Consider the following 20,274-nt stretch of genomic DNA (forward strand, 5'->3'; position numbering starts at 1 on the left):
TTCTCCTCTCTCCCGGAGAGAACCGGAATTTTATTCGGGTTCCATTACAGCCGCAGACTGTTTGGCTTTGCGGGCAAGATGCCGCTTCTCGAACCTGAAGACTTTATCAAGCAGCTTGTATATGATCTTGGATTCTTTGGTTAACAAGGGGCCCAGGATAGCCAGCATGAGCACATACATGGCCGCAAAGGGCTGAAGAATAGCCAGCAATCCGCCTGCCTTGCCCAGATTCGCCATGATGATGGAGAACTCGCCTCTGGAGACAATGGTCAGTCCAATGTTGGAGGAGGCACGCGGACTCAGACCGGCGCTGCGCCCCGCCAGCATCCCTGCTGCGAAATTGCCGATTAGGGTAACAATTACGGCGGCAAGCGAGTACCAGAGCGCATCTCCGCCCAGTGTGAGCGGATCAATGGTCAGCCCGAAGCTGAAGAAGAAGATGGCCCCGAAGAAATCGCGGAACGGAATGACCAGCTTTTCAATCCGTTTGACATGCTCGGTTTCGGCAAGCACCAGCCCGATGAGCAATGCGCCGATGGCTTCAGCTACATGAATCGTCTCGGAGAATCCGGCGATCAGAAACAGTGCGGCGAAGATGACCACTGCAAACAGCTCGTTGGAGCGGATATTCAGCACCCGGTTCAGCCAGGGAACCAGCTTGCGGCCGATCACAAGCAGTGCCAGCATATATCCGAGAGCGATCAAGGCGGACAGCAGCACGCCGCCGAGTGAAGAGGAGCCGCTGAGCACGAGTCCTGACAGAATCGAGATATACACAGCAAGGAAGACGTCCTCGAACATGATGATCCCCAGGATCATCTCGGTTTCAGGATTGGCCGTTCTTTTTAAATCAACCAGAACTTTGGCGACGATCGCACTTGAAGATATGGTAGTGATTCCGGCAATAACCAGAATCTCCTCAAGCGGGAAACCGAGAGCCCAGCCCAGGATCAGACCGAGGGAGAAATTAATCAGGATATAAATCGTACCGCCCGTTACGATCGAACGGCCCGCCTTGACCAGCCGTCCTACGGAAAATTCCAAACCGAGATAGAAGAGGAGGAAAAGCACACCAATCCTGCCCATGAACTCAATCAAGGCAGCACTTTCAATAAAACGGAAGTCGAGGTGCCATATTTTGAAGGCGTGTGGACCTACGGCCATGCCGATCAGAATATAGAAAGGAATGACGGAGAAACGGAGCTTCGCGGAAATCAATCCGGCAAGGGCAATCAGGGCAATCGCCAATCCAACTTCAAAAACGATATAATGATTCATCCATTAACCACATCCGTTCCGCAGAATGTGTTTGAATTGCTTATGCTGGTGTCTCTCCCCGGCGGCAACGACGGTGCACTCTGCGCTCAGCACCACTTCCGGTCCGGGATTGATATGCTTCTGATGATTTTTCTCGATAATAGCAATGATGGTTACCCCCGCGCGGGCGCGGATATCCAATTCTCCGATGCTGTAGCCCACACAGCCCAAGCCATTTTCCAGCCGGTACCACTCAATGATCAGATCATCAAGGGCAACTTCGATAGATTCCAGAGCTTTGGGTTTGTAGGTGACTCCACCGATCAGGGCAGAAATATGGCGTGCTTCGTCATCATCTAGCGTAACCATAGAAATGCTCTGTTCCGGATCATCATAATCAAAATGGTACAGCTCGCGTCTGCCGTCGTCGTGGACAATCACTACAAGCTTGTCGCCGCCACGGGTCTGCAGTACGAATTTCTTGCCGATTCCCGGCAAATCTGATTCTTTATAGTTCATGAAAGTCAAGCCTCCAGTTGAGATGTGTTTGGTTGTTCAGCACGGTATTAACAACGGATCAGGAAGTGGTTATACGTATTGTGAAGTATATTTAAGCGGATACAGCAGCCGCCGCTTCAGGATAAGGTAAATGATAGGATACAAGGATACGCTAAGGACAATAGCGAAAGCCTTCGCCGGAGGCACCGGGATGATCCCAAGGGGTGACAAGCGCGATAACGACAGAGATTTCTGCTGCAATGAATGGGTACGCACCGGCTGCACCATTTTATGCTCAATCCGTTCGATTTCGTAGCGGGTATGCTCCTGGCTGCTGCTCTGAAAGTGCTGTGAATGCACTCCGGTAAAAGACAACAGCAGCAGCGGAATAAGAATTATCCGAAGCAGTCTGAATAAGGCCGAACGCGCTATATATGTCATTCTGGGATCACCTCCTTACTGTATCTTGTGTATCAAGCATAACATAGGAGCCACAGGTGAACCAAATCGAAGACACAATTTTTTGCTGAAAAAGATCACGAAAAAGTGACTTTAGAGTAGATAAACTACGAAAAACGCAGTAAACCGGACTTTTCAAATTAAATTTGCTGTGGAAAAGGGAAATATGAACAAATGGATGCTTTTACCGGGTTCGACAACATGATTTATGCATTAAAAAATGCAAGGAGCTCATGAGCTTCGGCTGTCCGAAGCCCTGATCTCCTTGCATTTTTTTGTGTATGCCAGTTGTGCCCAGTTAGAGTATCCGCTGCATATTCAGCGTGACTTTGCTCCAATAGCCGCTGTCCAGCTCGCTGATCTGAACGCCCGGATCACCCCAGGTGTGGATGAATTTGCCGTCTCCGATATAAATGCCGACATGCCCCGGAATCGCATTGTTATCAAAGCGTCCGGGAACCGTGAAGAAAATCAGGTCGCCTACGGCAAGCTCACCGCGGTTTACCCGTGTGCCAAGATTGGCCTGGTCTTTGGCCAGACGGGGCAGATCCACCCCGAATTTCTTGAAGACATGCCGGGTGAAGGAGGAGCAGTCAAACCGCTTGGTTTCTTCATAGGGTCCTGCACCGAATTCATAAGGAACACCCAGGAACTTCTTGGCATATGCCACCAGCTCGCTGCTGTCCGCTGCGGACAGACTTTGAATGCGCAAAGGCTTTGGTGTAGCGGTTGTCCCGGCCTTTGTATGGTCTCCACGCACAGTCGGCGAAGCAATATTGATCTCACCAGTGCTGGGATTCCAGCCTACCTCGGTTTGAAGGAGCTTGGACAGCGCGGTCGGAGTGATATAAATTTGACCGTTTCGCCGCATGGGAGCCTCTTGCAGCTTAACCTTCTGGCCGAGGGAGAACACATGGGGGGAATTAGGACGCAGCATGTACATTACGTCTGTATAGCCGATTTTGGCATACCCTCCGCTCGAGGTGTCATCTTTCATCCGGTAGCCAATGGATGCGGCCGCTGGTTTTAAGGGAATCCAATAAAGGCCGTTCTTGTCAGTGAAAGAGGATTTCTCATAGTAGCTGCCTGCATTTGAACCCGCAGGAGTTATCGAATTGACCTTTGGAGTCTGTTTTTGCTTAGTGTAGCTGCAGGCGGTACTTGATACAAGAGCTGCAGTGAGGAGGGCGGCGGCAGCAATCTTTATAGGTTTATTAGTTATCATATGGCACGCTCCATGTTCAGAACTGTAATCTAAGTTTGCGCAGGGAGTGAATTTTTATGTGGATCGGGGGAAGGGAATGAATGTCAGCAGCAAATGATATGGAAAAATCTATGCTTCTAACAATTGTAATCTAGCAGTGATAAATCATTGACGGAAAATCATCCTTTATATAATATAGGTCTAATAGAATTGCGACATGGCTGCGGGATTCGTGAGGGCTTCTACTTTAACGCTTTTATATATGAAAGCGATACTGCTGAGACGCTTACTCTGATGCACGCGCTGATCCTGTAACAAGAAAAGGGGTTAATTTATGAAAACAAAGAAAATATGGTTGAGCTTGAGCCTGTGCCTGATGCTGGCCGCTACCGGCTGCGGAGCAAACAAAAATAATGACAGCGCGGCTGCGCCTTCAGCGGGTGCAAGTGCTGCAGCGGATAACGGAGGAACTGCTGACAAGAAATCTTATACAATCGCTATTTCTCAATACGTTGAGCATCCGTCGCTGGACGCTACCCGGGAAGGGTTCCTTGCCGCGCTCAAGGATGCCGGAATCGTCGAAGGCGAGAACCTGAAGGTCGATCTGGAGAACGCGCAAGCGGACCAGTCCAACAACCTCTCCATCGCCCAGAAGATTGCTGCAGATAAGAATGATCTGGTGCTTGGTATCGCGACACCTTCTGCCCAAGCTGTTGTACAGAATGTAAGCAAGGATACACCGGTTCTCTTCGCGGCGGTTACTGACCCGCTGGACGCGAAGATTGTGAAGGATCTTGATCATCCCGGCGGCAACGTTTCAGGAGCATCCGATACAAATCCTGAATCCATTACACGGCTGATGGCGTTTATTGCCACACAGTTCCCGAATGTAAAAAAACTGGGTCTGATCATTAACGAAGGTGAACCAAATGCTGTGGTTATGGCTGACATTGCCAAGAAAGAGCTGGACAAGCATGGCATTGAGCTGGTCAAAGCAACAATCACCAATACCTCAGAGGTGAAGCAGGCGGCGGAATCGCTTGTGGGCCGGGCCGATGCCTTTTACATTACACTGGACAACTCGGTGGTAAGCGCCGTGGACACGATTATTCAAACTGCCAATGACAACAAAATTCCATTCTTCTCCGCAGACCGCGACACCGTTGAGAAGGGTGCATTTGCTACTGTAGGGTTCAAATATTATGATCATGGCTACCAGGTGGGGCAGATGGCTGTGGAAGTGCTGAAGAATGGCAAAAACCCAGGCGATATGAAGGTTACGAAGCAGGAGAAGCTGGATCTCATCCTTAACCTGAAAGCGGCGGCTGCGCAGGGAATTAAAGTGACTGACGCCATGAAGGCTGAAGTAGTTGACCAAGCCAACAATATTATTCAATAAGATATAGACACAAGCAGAAACGGATATGCTGATCTTCAAAGGACGGTATCCGTTTCAGGGAGGACGCCATCTATGTATGATTCAATACTTGGAGCCATAGAAATGGGCTTGATCTACGCTTTTATGGCTTTGGGAGTATATATTACCTTTCGAATTCTTGATTTTCCTGATTTGACTGTGGATGGAAGCTTCACCACCGGCGGAGCGATTGCCGCAATGATGATTACGCATGGCTATTCGCCTTGGCTGGCAACGCTCTGTGCGCTGGCAGGCGGGATGGCGGCAGGCATGTGCACTGGACTCCTCCATACCAAGGGAAGGATCAATGGACTGCTGTCAGGTATTCTGATGATGATTGCCCTCTATTCGATTAACTTGCGGATACTCGACAACAAACCCAATGTTTCGCTTATGGGCGAGGATACCCTGTTCAGCTCTATTAACCCTTTATTGGTTATGCCTTTCGTAATGCTTGCGGTTAAACTCCTGATGGATCTGTTCCTGCGGACCGATCTTGGGTTTGCCCTGCGGGCTACCGGCGATAATACGCGGATGATCCGCAGCTTTGGGGTCAATACAGATTCAACGACTATTCTCGGCATCAGCCTGGCGAACGGGATGGTGGCGCTCTCGGGAGCACTTATTGCCCAATATTCCTCATTTGCAGACTCGTCTATGGGGATTGGCATGATTGTGATCGGGCTGGCTTCGGTTATTATCGGTGAGGCGATCTTCGGAGCCGGAACTATATTCCGCGCCACTTTGGCGGTTGTACTTGGCTCGATTGTCTACCGTATCGTAGTGGCGCTGGCCCTGCGCGTGCCGTGGCTGAAGTCTTCAGATCTGAAGCTGATTACGGCAATTATCGTCATCATTGCTTTGGTCTTCCCGTCAGTACGGCGTTTCCTGAAGCAGAAGAGCACGGCCCGCAAACGGAGTGCTGAGCTTGCCGAGCAGGCTTTGCGCAGCAAGAGAGGGGGCACGGCTAATGCTAAAGCTTGATAACGTGTCCAAGCTGTTCAATCCCGGCAGCCCGGATGAGAAGATCGCGTTGCTGGGGATTGATCTGGAGCTGCGTGCCGGAGATTTCGTGACGATTATCGGCAGTAATGGCGCAGGCAAGTCTACTCTGATGAATGTGATATCCGGTGTAATGAAGCCCGACCTCGGCGAAGTGCGCATTGAAGGTAACCCCATCAGCAGCCTGCCGGAATTCCAGCGTGCCCGCTGGATCGGCCGGGTCTTTCAGGACCCGATGGCCGGCACGGCGCCGCATATGACGATTGAAGAAAATCTGGCGATGGCCTTTAAGAGAGGGCAGAGCCGGGGCTTGTCTTTTGGTGTATCCTCTGCACGGCGGACGATGTTCCGCGACCAGCTCAGCCGGCTGGGCATAGGCCTAGAGAACCGGCTGCGTGCGAAGGTGGGGCTGCTGTCCGGCGGAGAACGCCAGGCGCTCAGCCTGCTTATGGCAACCTTCACCCAGCCGCAGATTCTGCTGCTGGATGAGCATACAGCGGCACTCGATCCTTCGCGTGCCGAGCTGATCACAAGACTGACCGAGTCGATTGTCCGTGAGATGAAGCTGACGACACTGATGGTTACCCATAATATGGATCAGGCGATCCGGTTAGGCAACCGGCTGATCATGATGGATAAGGGGACCATTATTCTGGATATTGATGAGGAGCGCAAGAAGGACCTGACTGTCGAGCGCCTGCTGGGTGAATTTGAGTCCATCAGCGGGCATAAGCTGGCGGATGACCGGATGATGCTGGGCTGAGGAGAACCCGGTAATTAATTCAATACTGCGGCGAAGCATTGGGATTGCCCTAAAGAGTTAAACCAAAGACCTGGGAGTACAGTTGGATTGGACTGTGTTCCCGGGTCTTTTGGTTTATATTTCCAAAGTAGAAACTTTCGTTTAAAATATAAGAAATTCATAGAGAAAGCAGAGTGAGTAAGATTATGGTCTCCCAAAATAAGAGCGCTTTCAAAAATTCCGGAATCTTTAACAAAATGATCATGCTGATTTCATTTTTGCTCCTGCTGTCCTTCCTGTTTTCGCTCATCTTCCTGCAGTATGTATACCGCATTTATGACCATCAAATATATGAAAAATCATCTGAGGTGCTGGGAATGTCCTCGATCAGCATTGAGAATGAGCTTAAGGAATTGGAGCAGTTGTCCTTTACGGTAGTTTCGGATGAGCAGATTCAGCAATGCCTGCGGCAGCTGCAGGATGATCCTTCGCCATATGAAAGGCAGCTCCTGCATAACAAAATCATTAACCGGCTGGTAGCCTTTGCGGGTGCAGAGAAGTATGTCTACTCGATGATGCTGATGGATACGAACGGTGGAGCAATGACGGCGGGCAACCGGGAGGGAGTGTCCCAATCGCTGCAGGATGAGTTGAAACCGCTTGCGGCAGCGGGTGCGGGCAGTAATGTCTGGTACACCCAAGGCAGCAAAAACTCCCTGCTGGCCGTGCGCCAGATCAAATCGTACACCGGCTCGACCTTTACGCTGGACAATCTGGGCACATTGGTCATCCGCATCCGCGTAGACCGGATTATAGCTGACAGCACCAGCATGACGCAGGATGGCGGTCAGCTTATTGTCATTGATAAGGCGAACAGCCGGACCGTCTATCCCGGGAAGCCGCTGCTGTTACCCCAGGAGCTGGCAAAAGAGGTGCACCGGCCTGAATCCTACCGTACCGCCAGCTACAGCAAAGGGACGTATTTTGTAGTCAAGACCGGCTCCTCCTATATGAACTGGACCTACATCAATGCTACCCCCTTTAATGAAATGTTCAAGCAGATTACTTTTATCAAAAGACTGGTTGTATTTGTCTTCGCGTGCATTTTGCTATTGGGGCTGCTGCTGGGCTACCGGCTGGCCCGGAGTCTGGTAAGGCCCATCTCGAAGCTGACGGAGAAAATGAAGCGGATCGAAAAAGGCGATCTGGACAATCTGGAAGAGCAGGCGCTTGGATTCGTCTCACAAACGGCCCAGGATGAGGTAAGCCAGCTATACCGCACCTTCAAAATGATGATCCGCCGGATCAGAGAGCTGATTGATGAGAATTATGCCAAACAACTGGTGATCCGGGAGACGGAGCTGAAGGCGCTGCAGGCGCAAATCAACCCCCATTTTCTCTACAATACGCTGGAGTCTATTAACTGGCTGGCGAAGGTGAACAAGCAGGCGCAAATTTCAGAAATGGTGGAGGCGCTGGGATTCCTGCTGCGCAGCTCCATCGGGCTGAAAGATCCGCTGATTACGCTGGAGAAGGAGCTTAGCATTGTCCGAAGCTATATCACTATTCAGCGCACGCGGTTTGAGGAGCGGCTGGATTTTCATATGGATATCCTGGAGGAGCTGCAGGATGCGCTGATTCCGAAGCTGACGCTGCAGCCGCTGGTCGAGAACGCTATCCGTTATGCGCTTGAACCGAATATTGAGCCTTGTACGATTTCAATCTCCATTACCCGCGAGGAGGGTGCACTTGATCTTAAGGTCAGCGATAACGGTCCGGGAATGACCGGTGAATTCATTCGGGAGCTGCTGCAGGGCAAGATCCAGACCCGGGGGGAAGGGATCGGACTGGCAAATATTACGGAGCGGGTGCAGCTTGTTTTTGGACAGGAATGGGGAATGGAAATTGAAAGCCAGCCGGGAGAAGGAACAACGATTCATGTGCGTATCCCCTATTTGAGAGGAGAGGTCAGACATGTATAAATTGCTGCTTGTTGACGATGAACGCTTGATTCTGGAAGGGATTTCGCAGGTGGTGGATTGGGAAAAGGCGGGAACTGAGCTTGCAGGGACGGCCCGCAACGGGATTGAGGCGCTGGAGAAAATTGAGGGACTGGCCCCGGATATTGTGATCACCGACATTTCGATGCCGGGACTGGATGGACTCGGATTGGTTGAGCGCTGCAGTGAAAAGTTCCCCGCCATAAAGTTCATTATGCTGACCGGCTACAAGGATTTCGATTATGCCTGTACCGCCATGCAGCACGGGGTCAAGCATTATTTGCTGAAGCCCTGCAATGAGCAGCAAATTCATGAAGCATTGATAGAGCTTGTGAAGGAACTTGATGAGCGAAAGAGCCGTGAGCTGTTCGTTACCGAGATGAAGCATAGGCTGACCAAGGTGCTGCCGCATGTCAAAGAGCAGTTTCTAAAGGAATGGATCTCCAATAAAACCTATGGCAGTTATGATCTCGACTACTATCAGGAGCTGTTTGGCACCCGGCTCGACGACAAAAGCGTAAGGCTGATTCTGCTGCATTTGGAGGGTTCCTTTGAATATGAGCATCTGTTCGCGCTGCAAAATATTGCAAAGGACATGCTCTCTGAGGTGCTCCTCAGCACGACCATCGGTTCTCATGTGCTGATTCTGCTGGAGCAGCCGGAAGATGGGGGGCAGCAGGCCGATTTGCTCGAGCGGATTGCTGAAGTGAAGGAGATATTTCATAATTTCTATAAAATCCATGTCACAATTGCGGTTAGCGACCAGGGCCGGATGATCCACTCCCGCTCTCTGTACCGGCAGACGCTGCAGTGCCTGAATCACCGTTTTTATCTGGAGGAGGGCAGTCTGATTACAGGAAGCGATATCCCGGCAGATGAGCTGAGCGGCAAAAACGAGATTGATCTTGAGGAGGAGCAAATCTGCCTGTTAATTAAGGCGGGGGATCAAAACGCAGTCGAAGCTGAATTGGAACGGTTATTTGGCGTATTATCAGAGCAGCGTTTTGATATCAATGTGACCCGCTCCTATGTGCTCCAGCTCTATTCGGCGATGATCAGACTATGCATACCTGAGGAGCGGAGTACTTTTACTTCAGGACTGGCGGAGCTGGCAGAGCTGGGCAATTTGAGCAGTCTGAAAGCTTTTGTCAAAAAAGAGGCCGGACGTCTCACCCAGATGTATGACCGCCATTTCGTAACCCGCCAATCCTCCATCGTGGACAAAATGCTCCGCATTATTGAGGAGGACTATTGCAATTCGGAGCTTTCTCTTAGCTCGGTTGCCGCTGAAATGCTGTACATGAACCCGGATTACCTCGGGAAAATCTTCAAAAAAGTGACCGGCGAGAAATTTTCCAACTATGTGACCCATTACCGGATTGGCAAAGCCTCCGAGCACATTATCCGCAGCGGAGATGTGAAGGTGTTCGAATTGGCGGAGCTGTACGGCTTCGGCGGCAATGCCCAGTATTTCAGCCAGGTGTTCAAGAAGGTTACCGGCAGAACTCCAACGGATTTTATGAAGCCGCAAGTGAATGGGACGGGTGAATGAACCTGATTATTGAACAAAGATAACGGTTTTTTGTATTCAAGAATGGACCAGGATTTGCGAAAATTTACACATGGAAGCGTTACCAGTGGAACTGGTCTTCCTGCTCACTATCATTTTACGAAAAGGGGAGAGTTGAATTTGAAAAAGAGATTCGCATTATTGGCCGTTCCCATGCTGTTATCCTTGCTGGCCGGATGTGGCGGGAACAACAGCAATAACGCCAAGGACTCGGCAGCCACAAACGCCGCGGGCAACCAGGCGTCAGCACCAGCAGCAAGCAGCTCGTCAGAGCCGGTAACTCTGCGGATTGCCTGGTGGGGCGGGGATACGCGTCATTCTTATACTCAGCAAGTCATTGATATGTATGAGGAACAGAACCCTAACGTAAAGATTGAACCGGAATATGCTTCCTTTGATGATTACTGGAAAAAGCTTGCTCCCCAGGCTGCAGCCAACCGTCTCCCCGATATCGTGCAAATGGATGTGTCGTATATCAATCAATACGGCTCGAACGGCCAATTGGAGGATATGACCTCCTATCTGAACAAAAGCATTCAGGTCGGCGACGTGAACGAAAATGTCCTGGCTACCGGTAAAATCGGAGACAAGCAGTACGGGATTCCGCTGGGTGTCAATGTACTTGGTTTTCATTATGACCCTGCGCTCTTGAAAAAGGCCGGCGTGGATTCGATTCCGGAAAATTGGACTTGGGATCAATACAAGGAAATCGCCTTGAAAGCCAAATCTGCCGGGCTCTACATTGACGGCTCGATGGCAGCGGATGTCTTTTTCAACTACTATCTGCGCACCAAAGGCTTGTCGCTCTACAACACAGACGGCTCCGGGCTTGGTTATGAAGATGATGCGCTGTTCACCGACTTCTTCGGGATGCTGTCGGACCTGATTGCGAAAGGTGCAGTTCCGTCACAAGACAAACTGAGCCAGAACAAAGGTGTAATCGAAGAGTCGGACATTGTTAAGGGAACAGGCATCGGCGTCTGGCAGTGGTCGAACCAATATGTGGCCTTGCAAATCGCTGTTAACCGTCCGATGGCACTGGCACAAATGCCGGGACCGGATATGGAAAAAGGGCTGTACATGCAGCCAAGTATGTATTGGTCGATTACAGCCAATTCCAAAGTCAAAGAAGAAGCTGCTAAATTTATTGATTTCTGGACCAACAGTGCTGAAGCCAACAAGCTGATCAAGGGTGAGCGCGGCGTACCGATTTCCAGCAAAATCAAAGAATCCCTGGCTACGGAGCTGACGGATGCCGGCAAGCAGGTATTCCAATTTGTCGCAGATATGGAGCCTAAGACTTCTCCAATGAGCCCGCCAGTAGGCTCGCCGGAAGTGGTAGCCCTGCTGACTGACCTTGCTGAGCAAATGAACTTCGGACAGATTAAGCCGGATGCCGCTGCTGCCCAGTTCCGTAAAGAGGCTACAGAGATTCTCGCCAGCCGTTAACTGAGTGTAAGACCATACTGTGATTCTAACAAGATTGGAGTTGGAGACCTTGGCTGTGAGCAATCCTCTTACCGCTAATCCGCAGGCCTACAGAGCGAAGAAGCCGTTTGGACAGCGGCTGCGCAAAAATTTAACGGGTTATGCCTTTATCAGTCCGTTTGTGATCGGCTTCCTATGCTTCACGCTGGTGCCGATGATCATCTCGCTCTACCTGAGCTTCACCAAATATAATTTGTTCGCCCCTCCACGCTGGGTGGGGCTGGACAATTATATCAAAATGTTCACCGGTGATCCGAAATACGTGCATTCTCTAACGGTAACGCTGCTGTATGTTTTCGTTGGTGTACCGCTTCGCCTGGGCTTTGCTTTGTTTGTAGCGATGATTCTCAATACGAAATCACGTATGGTAGGCGCCTACCGCACCGTGTACTATCTGCCCTCCATCATCGGCGGCAGTGTCGCCGTATCCATCATGTGGCGGAACATTTTCAGCGATACGGGAATTATCAACGGCATGCTTGGCTTTTTCGGGGTGGGCCCGGTAAGCTGGTTCGGAAATCCCAATGCGGCGCTCTTCATGCTGATCACGTTGTCCGTATGGCAATTCGGTTCCTCCATGCTGATCTTTCTGGCCGGACTGAAAAATATTTCGGGTGAAATGTATGAGGCTGCAAGCGTGGACGGAGCGAGCTTCTTCCGCAAATTTTTCAAGATTACCCTGCCGCTGCTCAGCTCCGTGATCCTGTTCAACCTGGTTATGCAGACGATCAGCGCATTTATGACCTTCGTGCCAGCCTACATTATCTCCAAGGGCGAGGGCGGCCCAATGGACGGAACGATGCTTTATTCTCTGTATTTGTTCCGCCAGGCCTTCATGTTCAATAACATGGGCTACGCTTCGGCTATGGCTTGGGTGATGCTGCTGCTGGTAGGAATATTGACAGGCATTCTGTTCAAAACATCGAAATCGTGGGTCTTCTACGAATCCGGAGGAGGAAAGTGAGCCATGGCGAAGAATAAAATCAAATGGCCGATCTATCACATACTTATCGGCGGTCTCGCCATCATCATGATCTACCCGATCTTCTGGATGATCATGAGCTCCTTCAAAGAAAGCCGGCTGGTGTTCGTTACTGCGCAGACGCTGCTTCCGCATCCCTGGGAATGGGGCAATTACGCCAAGGGCTGGGAAGGCGTCGCCGGATATTCCTTCGGTGTCTTCATTAAGAACTCTTTAGTTATCGTTGTGGTGGCTACGGTTGGCGCGGTTTTCTCCTCGTCGCTGGTCGCCTTCGGCTTCGCCCGCAACAAATTTGTCGGCCACGGCCTGTGGTTCGGGATCATGATGATGACGCTCATGCTGCCTTCGGATGTTGTGCTAGTCCCGCAATATATTATTTATACGAAGCTCAACTGGCTGGACAGCATTAGGCCGATTGTCATCCCGCAGTTCTTCGGCGTTCCGTTCTTTATCTTCCTGATGCTGCAGTTCATACGCACGATTCCGGCCGAGCTGGATGAAGCGGCGACCATTGACGGCTGCGGCAAATTCCGGCTCTATTATAAGATCATTCTTCCGCTGATCCGGCCTTCGATGGCAACGGCGGCAATCTTCTCCTTCTACTGGCGCTGGGAGGACCTGCTCGGACCTGTGCTCTACCTCAATTCCCCGGCCAAATATACGGTGTCTATGGGACTCAAAATGTTCCTCGACAGCGAATCCGTATCCAACTGGGGACCGATGTTCGCGATGTCCGTGCTGAGCCTTACGCCGGTGATGCTGATTTTCTTCATCTTCCAAAAGCAGATCGTCGACGGCATCAGCACCAGCGGGCTGAAAGGCTAGTCATCGGCTGCTGATAGCAGGCGGAGTAGAAAAAACGCTGGGGGAAAGGTGCGCGGTAACGTGGAAAGCTATTGTTTTGATTTTGGACTGGAGGCTGCGGCTCCCGGCTATACCAAGGTGAAACCGGATACAGTGTATACCGCCGGGCAGGGCTATGGCTTCACACCCGGTTCGGTGGTGTTCGGGCGGTTTCGCAGTGGAAGTGACACGCTGCATAATGACTGCTGTATCCCGCAGAAAGCGAAATTTCTTGCAGATGTGCCGGACGGGATTTACAGGGTCACTGTGCTGGTTGGCGATTCTCTCGCCGATACGAGCACAGTGATTACTGCCGGGGCGGGAAAGCGTGTGCTCGAACCGCTGAACGTGCCGGCAGGGCAGTATCTGCGGGAAGCCTTCGCGGTGCGGGTCAGCGGAGGGCAATTGAGCCTTTCCTTCTCGGGGCCGGCTCCGCGGATCAACGCTCTGGACATTCAAGCGGATGGCGAAGCGCTGGCACTTGTGCTTGCCGGAGATTCAACCGTTACGGATCAAGGCGAGGAGGGTTATCCTTATGCGGGCTGGGGCCAATTGCTTCCTCAGTTCTTTAAGCCCGGCGTTGTCGTGGATAACCGCGCCTTATCGGGACGCAGCACAAAAAGCTTCATCAGCGAGGGGCATCTGCAGCGGATCGCCGCCGAGCTGCGGCCGCGCGATTATCTGTTCATCCAGTTCGGCCACAATGATTCCAAACCCGATGAAGCCCGCCATACCGAACCTTATACGACCTATAAGGAGCATCTGCTGCAGATGATTGCCGCCGCCCGGGACGCTGGCGCGTATCCGGTTCTCGTTACCCCGATGCACCGGCGGCGGTTCGACCGTGAGGGCAGCATTGTGGACACGCATGGCGATTATTTGCCGGCGATGTGGGAGCTTGCGGCTGACGAGCAGGTGCCGCTGATTGATCTGGAGCCGCGCAGCCGCAAGCTTTTTGAAGCTTATGGGCCGGAAGGCAGCAAGGCGCTGTTCATGTGGAGTTATCCCGGGGAATATCTCCGTCACCCCGCTGGTGTCCAGGACAACACGCACTTTCAGATCCTTGGCGCGCGCCTCCTGGCACAGCTTGTGGTCGAGGGCATCCGCGAAGCAGGATTGAACGACCTAATTATTCACTTGCGCCAGGGCGAGTAGCCCTGGTGGTAACAAACACTATAATAAGATGAACTTCTACGACTAGTAAAAGGGGCGGAAGTAACGGAGGGGAAGTTTGGAACTGGAGGAGCGTAGCGTCCGCCTTTGTCTCCGGATTTCAACTGCTGCAAGCAGTATAAATCAAGAAATCTGGAGACAACAGCGGCCGGAAGTCCAAACATTCCCTGGAGTTACGACCAGCCCTTCAAACAGGACTTAAAGTTCAGCTTATTTAAAGAGAAAGGTGTGGAAAAGAATGCCTGCTTTTACCTACGATGAGGAACAAATCAAAGCTACCATAGACCGTGTGGTGGAACGTACCCTGCGCATGGACTTCTCCTGGGATTGGCCGGGCGGTGTCGCTTTTTACGGGATATGCGAAGCCTATGAGGCGACGGGCAAGGAAGAATATCTGCTTGCGCTCAAGACTTGGGTCGATGACAACATTGCCGAGGGTCTGCCCAAGCTGTCCGTAAACGGTGTGTCCATCGGACACTGTCTGATCACGCTGTATCAGGCTACAGGGGAGCAGAAGTATCTGGACATTGCCTTAGAGATGGCCGAGTTTTTGCGGCATAAGGCGGAGCGCTTCGCACAGGGTATTTTCCAGCATACAGTGAATTCCCTAAGCCATGTATTCCCGCAGCAGGCCTGGGTGGATACGATGTTCATGGCCGGATATTTTCTGCTGCGAATGGGCTATCTGCTCGATAACCGGGAATATATTGAAGATGGATTGGTCCAGTACCACGGACATGAAGAGTTTCTGCAGAATTCCGATACCAACCTGTATTATCATGGCTGGGATCATGTGAATCAGAATAATATGTCGGGCATCTACTGGGCACGCGGCAATTCGTGGGCGGCGTTAACGATGGCCAAAGCGCTGCGGCTGGTGGAGGTCACCCATCCTTCGTTTATGATTATTGAAGGCTCGCTGCGCGATCAGCTTGCGGCGCTTGTCCGCCTGCAATCGCCTGAGGGCTTGTGGCATACCGTGCTTGATGATCCAAACTCTTATCTGGAGATGTCGGCATCGGCGGGGATTGCCACTGCGGTGCTGATGCAGGGCCGGCTCTATAACAAATACTCGCAGCTTGCTCTCCAGGGGATTTTGTCCAGAATCAAGGAAGATGGCACGGTGAGCGAGGTATCTGCAGGTACAGCCGTGATGAATGATATCGACGGATACCGTCAAGTACCGAAGAAAAGGATCCAGGGATGGGGCCAAGGCCTGACGCTGGCGTATCTTTCTCAGGTGCTGCGGACAACAAGTAATCCATTTGGATAATGGCTTATTCTATATCACTTGAACTAAAGAAAACATAAAAAGGGCCGAAGTGACGGAGGGGAAGTTTGGAACTGTAGGAGCGGTAGCGTCCGCCTTTGTTCACAGATTTCAACCGCCAGCAGCGGCTTCAAATCAGGAAATCTGTGAACAACAGCGGCCGGAAGTCCAAACATTCCCCGCAGTTACGACCAGACCCCAATATGGAATCTAAAGTTTAACTGAACATCACCTAAAGAAACGGATTCCGTCTCTTGCATGCTTCGCGCCGCTCCCGGTGGCAGAAGCCTCTGCGGAGACCAGGGATGCCGTTTCTGTTTGTGAAAAGGGCTGCACATTTGCTGCATTTTTCAGGTATACTATTCCTATCTGTCTTAGAAACGAGGGCACTTATGGATATTAATCTGCACACAGAATCAATTGTTAAACTGCTTGTGGCCATGCTGTTCGGGCTGTTCATCGGCATCGACCGCCAATTGAAACAGAAGCCGCTGGGAATTCGGACCAGTATGGTCATCAGTATTGCGAGCTGTCTGGTGACGCTCGTCTCCATTCACGCATACGACAAGTTTGGAGGAACGAATCATCCAAGTATGGACCCTATGCGTCTGGCGGCGCAGATTGTCAGCGGGATCGGGTTCCTGGGAGCGGGAGTGATCCTGCGCCGGGGAGGGGATGCCATTTCCGGCCTGACCTCGGCGGCGCTGATCTGGACAGCATCGGGGATCGGCATCGCGGTCGGCGCGGGCTTTTTTGTGGAAGCGGGTTATGCTGTCGTACTGCTGATGTTCGCAGTGAATGCCGTACCGTACTTGATCAAGCTTATGGGACCGCAGGTGCTGAACAAGCATGAAATTTCCGTCAGAATTATTATGCAGCCGAATTATGGACTGACTGACGTGATTCAAAAAATTGAGCAGCGCCAGGCGGCAGACTCCAGAAAATTGAAAAAAAACGGACGAATCATCCGACGGACGACGATTAAGGATCTTGACGATGGCAGACAGGTGATCGAGATGCTGATCTCTGCCCCAGACCGGGAATATGTTACAGAAATTTACTATGATGTGAAGAAAATCGAACATGTGATGAGCGTGGAGGTTGAACAACTGTAAAAATGACATTTTACCTCCTGGGCAGATGTGGTAATCTATCTAGGAGAGAGTCATTTTGAGATTATGGAAGGGAGAAACATTCAATGTCAATTACAGCATTTGAAGGACAATACGAGGGAGAAGTGGCAATCTGGCTGAAAGCCGGCCGTTATGAGGCAGCGGTACTGCCCGGAATCGGCGGCAACCTGATCTGCTTCCGCGATACCGAAAACGGTTACCGTTTCCTGCATGAGCCGGGTGCGGAAGAAATGGAAGCGTTTAAGGCTAATCCGGGGATTCATGGTATCCCGGTATTGTTTCCGCCGAACCGTTATGAGGATGGGAAATTTCCGTGGAATGGACATACCTATCAGCTCCCGGTCAATGAAGCAGCGACCGGCAACCATCTGCACGGGTTCTTACATACAGCAGCTTGGCAGGTTGAGGAATTCGGCGCCGGCAAGAATGAAAGCTTCGTGACTGTGGCGGTCAAAGTGGATGAAAATCATCCGTCTTACCAGTACCTTCCATTCAAATACACGATCAAGCTGCGCTACAGCCTGGGAGAAGGAGGTTTGTCCCAGCACCTGCAGGTGCATAATGATGGGGAGGAGCTTATGCCTTGCCTGCTCGCCTTCCACACGGCGATTAATGCACCGTTCGCACCTGGAAGCTCACCGCAGGATTACCGCGTGAAGCTGACACTTGGCAAACGCTGGGAGCTTAATAACCGCATGCTGCCGACAGGCGCATTCCAGGAGCTTACTGCCGATGAGGTTGCAATGCGTGACGAAGGGTTATATCCTTTCTACGCGCCGATGGACAACCATTACACCGCTGTGGCCCAGAATGGACGCAACCGCATGGAGCTTACGGACAGCAAAGCCGGAGTTACTCTTGTATATGATGTCGGAACCTCCTACAAGCAATGGATGATCTGGAACAACGGCGCAACAGAAGGCTTCTTCTGCCCAGAGCCGCAGATCAATCTGGTCAATGCACCTAAGGTGGATCTGCCTGCAGAAGAAATTGGTCTGTTCAGCCTCGCGCCAGGCGAATATTGGGAAGAAACCGGCCGCTTGTACGTGAAATAGTTTATCCTATCCGTATAGATAGCAGGTGCAAACGGGGTGCAGAGATATTTTTCTGCGCCCTGTTTTTTTGCTGCTGCTTTTTAAGCCTCCTTTAAGAAAAGAGGTGTATACTATTCGTTTAGACAGATAGGAGTGGATTGCATTGCGTCATTTTATACCTTCCAAAAAATTAGGAATTTTCCTTCTCAGCTTGCTGCTGGGAGGTTTTGTGCTGAACTTTTTTATGCAGGCGGCTTCACTTAAAATGGATTTCATGAGTGTATTTACCTGGATTGGGCAATCCTATTGGCTGTATACCTGCGGAAGCTTGTTGTTTTTCTTTATTCTATTGGCCTCTTCGGTGGTTTTACCCAATATCTATGCGGGACCGGCGCTTGCTTCGGTGCTGATCCTTTTGCTGGGCATTGCCAACTACAAGAAACAGCACACGACGGGAGAGCCGCTATTCCCCTGGGATTTGATGCTGCTGAAAAATGCCTCTGAAATGAGCAAAATCACCAAAGGCATGATCTCTCCGCTGGCCATTGGCCTTGCGGTTCTGCTGGTCGCCGGAGGAATCTGGTTAACCGTCAAGCTGCCCAAAGTCAAAATTCAACTGCCGCTGCGACTCTTGTTTACAGCCGTTTCCGCTGGTATGATTGCCGGCTTTATTCTATTGGTCAGCGGGCAAGCAACGTTCGCCTCCTCGCTGAATTACCAGAATATTTTCTGGAACCAGAAGGTGAATTACTCGGAAAATGGCTTTGTGTTTGCTTTTGCCGGGAACCTGCGCCAGAACCTGCTAGAGAAGCCTGAGGGCTACAGCCGCAAGGCTATAGAAGACATTGCTGCAAAATACAGCGTCTTGCCGGATGCAGCGTCTGCAAAAGCGCCGGCGGAGCAGCCTAATATCATGTTCATGATGGATGAGGCGTTCTTTGATCCTACCCGGCTGCCGGGACTTGAATTCAGCGAAGATCCGCTAAAGTTTATTCACCAGCAAGAGAGTGTCACTCCAGCCGGATTCCTGCTCTCGCCCGAGTTCGGCGGCAATACGGCGAATATTGAATTTGAGGCGTTGACAGGGCTGTCGATGTATTTTCTGGGGGACGGCTCGATTCCTTACCAGCAGCGGATTGTCAAAATGTCCTCGCTGCCATCCATCGTCAGCATCCTGAAGGAGCGGGGCTATCAGACGCTTGCGCTGCATCCGTTCGACGATACGTTCTACAACCGCAACCGGGTCTATCCAGTGCTTGGCTTTGACCGGTTCACGAGCGAGAAGGATCTGCCGGATGCCGAGCGGATGACGCCGAATGGTTACATCTCCGACAAAGCTGCTGTGCAGGAGGCCATCAGTGAACTGAAGGCATCGGATAACCCGACCTTTTTGCATTTGGTAACGATGCAGAATCATTTTCCCTTTACCAAAGGTCTGAATGGTCCCAATACCATTACCGTACAAGGAGGACCGGAGGACCGGAAAGATGAGCTTGAAACCTATGTTCAGGACACCAAGCTGACCGATGAGGCGCTTAGCCTTTTGCAGCAGGAGCTGAAGACGATTAAGCGGCCAACGATTGCTGTGTTCTGGGGGGATCATCTCCCGGCGCTGTCGGAGGGAATCTATACGGATGCGGGCTGGGATAAGGAGCCGAGACTTAAACATGAGACCAAGCTGATGATTCTCGCTAATTTTGATATCGGCAAGAAGCCGCTGGGTACGATTAGCCCCGCATATCTTGGACCTACCGTATTTAAGCTGTCGGGCCAACCGCTGACCCCTTACTATAAAATGCTGGAGCAGATTCAGACAGAGCTTCCCGGCCTGAGCAAAGACGTGCTGATCGGCGCTTCCGGTGTGCTCTCCGGGCTGACTGCTGACCAGCAGGCGCTGCTGGATGACTACCGTATGGTGGAGTATGATCTGCTGGAGGGAGAAGGCTACGCCGCGGAATTGATGTATTAGACAGCCATGCCGCTCTTTCGCGGCACTCCAGACGATGAAATTTCATAGAAGACCCTCAATTTGGCTTCGCCAAATTCGAGGCTTCCATAACAATGTCCTCTGTTCGGACATCGTTATTTCAGGATAGAAGAACCGTAAATATATATAGACGGCCAGGAACCAAAGATTTAATATAAAAAAGCAGTGATCCTTTGTTATAAGCGATCCTGCTTTTTTGTAAATCCGGTATCTCA

The 20,274-nt window shown here is 51.3% G+C and carries 17 protein-coding genes; 13 read left to right on the forward strand and 4 right to left on the reverse strand.

Going from position 1 to position 20,274, the window contains the following annotated elements; all coding sequences use genetic code 11:
* Window positions 1-30: 30 nt before the first annotated feature.
* The 4 genes from AC0LWN_RS00185 to AC0LWN_RS00200 all read right to left on the reverse strand — a co-directional run bounded on the left by AC0LWN_RS00185 (window position 31) and on the right by AC0LWN_RS00200 (window position 3,439).
* A complete protein-coding gene (locus tag AC0LWN_RS00185; protein ID WP_474662654.1) occupies window positions 31-1,278 on the reverse strand; it encodes a cation:proton antiporter in 1,248 nt (415 codons plus the stop codon).
* Window positions 1,279-1,281: 3 nt separating this feature from the next.
* On the reverse strand, window positions 1,282-1,776 hold the full coding sequence (locus tag AC0LWN_RS00190; RefSeq protein ID WP_474662655.1) for a cation:proton antiporter regulatory subunit: 495 nt from the start codon (window positions 1,774-1,776) through the stop codon (window positions 1,282-1,284).
* A 69-nt stretch (window positions 1,777-1,845) separates the two neighbouring features.
* Complete coding sequence (locus AC0LWN_RS00195; RefSeq protein ID WP_474662656.1) at window positions 1,846-2,196, reverse strand: hypothetical protein; 351 nt, start codon at window positions 2,194-2,196, stop codon at window positions 1,846-1,848.
* 316 nt (window positions 2,197-2,512) lie between these two features.
* Window positions 2,513-3,439, reverse strand: a complete 927-nt coding sequence (locus AC0LWN_RS00200) for a C40 family peptidase (protein ID WP_474662657.1) — start codon at window positions 3,437-3,439, stop codon at window positions 2,513-2,515.
* Window positions 3,440-3,752: 313 nt separating this feature from the next.
* Between AC0LWN_RS00200 and AC0LWN_RS00205 the strand changes: the two genes are divergently transcribed.
* From AC0LWN_RS00205 to AC0LWN_RS00265, 13 genes are all read left to right on the forward strand, one after another.
* Complete coding sequence (locus AC0LWN_RS00205; protein ID WP_474662658.1) at window positions 3,753-4,817, forward strand: ABC transporter substrate-binding protein; 1,065 nt, start codon at window positions 3,753-3,755, stop codon at window positions 4,815-4,817.
* Window positions 4,818-4,889: 72 nt separating this feature from the next.
* Complete coding sequence (locus AC0LWN_RS00210) at window positions 4,890-5,819, forward strand: ABC transporter permease (RefSeq protein ID WP_474662659.1); 930 nt, start codon at window positions 4,890-4,892, stop codon at window positions 5,817-5,819.
* Complete coding sequence (locus AC0LWN_RS00215) at window positions 5,806-6,600, forward strand: ABC transporter ATP-binding protein (RefSeq protein WP_474662660.1); 795 nt, start codon at window positions 5,806-5,808, stop codon at window positions 6,598-6,600. Before AC0LWN_RS00210 ends, AC0LWN_RS00215 begins: the two co-directional genes overlap by 14 nt.
* Before the next feature lie 185 nt (window positions 6,601-6,785).
* Window positions 6,786-8,561: a sensor histidine kinase gene (locus AC0LWN_RS00220; protein WP_474663535.1), complete on the forward strand. Its 1,776-nt coding sequence runs from the start codon at window positions 6,786-6,788 to the stop codon at window positions 8,559-8,561.
* On the forward strand, window positions 8,554-10,131 hold the full coding sequence (locus AC0LWN_RS00225; protein ID WP_474662661.1) for a response regulator transcription factor: 1,578 nt from the start codon (window positions 8,554-8,556) through the stop codon (window positions 10,129-10,131). The genes AC0LWN_RS00220 and AC0LWN_RS00225 overlap by 8 nt, the downstream gene beginning before the upstream one ends.
* A 138-nt stretch (window positions 10,132-10,269) precedes the next feature.
* A complete protein-coding gene (locus AC0LWN_RS00230; protein WP_458965798.1) occupies window positions 10,270-11,598 on the forward strand; it encodes an ABC transporter substrate-binding protein in 1,329 nt (442 codons plus the stop codon).
* Between the two features lie 118 nt (window positions 11,599-11,716).
* Window positions 11,717-12,601 (forward strand): carbohydrate ABC transporter permease, encoded by an 885-nt coding sequence (locus AC0LWN_RS00235; RefSeq protein ID WP_474663536.1) that lies wholly within the window; start codon window positions 11,717-11,719, stop codon window positions 12,599-12,601.
* A gap of 3 nt (window positions 12,602-12,604) precedes the next feature.
* Window positions 12,605-13,444: a carbohydrate ABC transporter permease gene (locus AC0LWN_RS00240; RefSeq protein WP_474662662.1), complete on the forward strand. Its 840-nt coding sequence runs from the start codon at window positions 12,605-12,607 to the stop codon at window positions 13,442-13,444.
* Window positions 13,445-13,504: 60 nt separating this feature from the next.
* Window positions 13,505-14,617 (forward strand): rhamnogalacturonan acetylesterase, encoded by a 1,113-nt coding sequence (locus tag AC0LWN_RS00245; RefSeq protein ID WP_474662663.1) that lies wholly within the window; start codon window positions 13,505-13,507, stop codon window positions 14,615-14,617.
* 256 nt (window positions 14,618-14,873) lie between these two features.
* Window positions 14,874-15,908, forward strand: a complete 1,035-nt coding sequence (locus AC0LWN_RS00250) for a glycoside hydrolase family 88/105 protein (protein ID WP_474662664.1) — start codon at window positions 14,874-14,876, stop codon at window positions 15,906-15,908.
* Between the two features lie 389 nt (window positions 15,909-16,297).
* The gene (locus tag AC0LWN_RS00255; RefSeq protein ID WP_474662665.1) at window positions 16,298-17,020 is read left to right on the forward strand and encodes an MgtC/SapB family protein; all 723 of its coding nucleotides are present in this window, start codon (window positions 16,298-16,300) and stop codon (window positions 17,018-17,020) included.
* 83 nt (window positions 17,021-17,103) lie between these two features.
* Entirely contained in the window at window positions 17,104-18,093 is a 990-nt protein-coding gene (locus tag AC0LWN_RS00260; RefSeq protein ID WP_474662666.1) for an aldose 1-epimerase, read from the forward strand.
* A 142-nt stretch (window positions 18,094-18,235) separates the two neighbouring features.
* A complete protein-coding gene (locus AC0LWN_RS00265) occupies window positions 18,236-20,041 on the forward strand; it encodes an LTA synthase family protein (RefSeq protein WP_474662667.1) in 1,806 nt (601 codons plus the stop codon).
* The last annotated feature ends 233 nt before the right edge of the window (window positions 20,042-20,274 follow it).

The organism is Paenibacillus sp. sgz302115, from assembly GCF_056120445.1.

Excerpts from the sequence above, each read along its gene's own strand:
- AC0LWN_RS00185 (WP_474662654.1), bottom strand. The coding sequence starts at position 1,278 with ATGAATCATTATATCGTTTTTGAAGTTGGATTGGCGATTGCCCTGATT.
- AC0LWN_RS00190 (WP_474662655.1), bottom strand. The coding sequence starts at position 1,776 with ATGAACTATAAAGAATCAGATTTGCCGGGAATCGGCAAGAAATTCGTA.
- AC0LWN_RS00195 (WP_474662656.1), bottom strand. The coding sequence starts at position 2,196 with ATGACATATATAGCGCGTTCGGCCTTATTCAGACTGCTTCGGATAATT.
- AC0LWN_RS00200 (WP_474662657.1), bottom strand. The coding sequence starts at position 3,439 with ATGATAACTAATAAACCTATAAAGATTGCTGCCGCCGCCCTCCTCACT.
- AC0LWN_RS00205 (WP_474662658.1), top strand. The coding sequence starts at position 3,753 with ATGAAAACAAAGAAAATATGGTTGAGCTTGAGCCTGTGCCTGATGCTG.
- AC0LWN_RS00210 (WP_474662659.1), top strand. The coding sequence starts at position 4,890 with ATGTATGATTCAATACTTGGAGCCATAGAAATGGGCTTGATCTACGCT.
- AC0LWN_RS00215 (WP_474662660.1), top strand. The coding sequence starts at position 5,806 with ATGCTAAAGCTTGATAACGTGTCCAAGCTGTTCAATCCCGGCAGCCCG.
- AC0LWN_RS00220 (WP_474663535.1), top strand. The coding sequence starts at position 6,786 with ATGGTCTCCCAAAATAAGAGCGCTTTCAAAAATTCCGGAATCTTTAAC.
- AC0LWN_RS00225 (WP_474662661.1), top strand. The coding sequence starts at position 8,554 with ATGTATAAATTGCTGCTTGTTGACGATGAACGCTTGATTCTGGAAGGG.
- AC0LWN_RS00240 (WP_474662662.1), top strand. The coding sequence starts at position 12,605 with ATGGCGAAGAATAAAATCAAATGGCCGATCTATCACATACTTATCGGC.
- AC0LWN_RS00250 (WP_474662664.1), top strand. The coding sequence starts at position 14,874 with ATGCCTGCTTTTACCTACGATGAGGAACAAATCAAAGCTACCATAGAC.
- AC0LWN_RS00255 (WP_474662665.1), top strand. The coding sequence starts at position 16,298 with ATGGATATTAATCTGCACACAGAATCAATTGTTAAACTGCTTGTGGCC.
- AC0LWN_RS00260 (WP_474662666.1), top strand. The coding sequence starts at position 17,104 with ATGTCAATTACAGCATTTGAAGGACAATACGAGGGAGAAGTGGCAATC.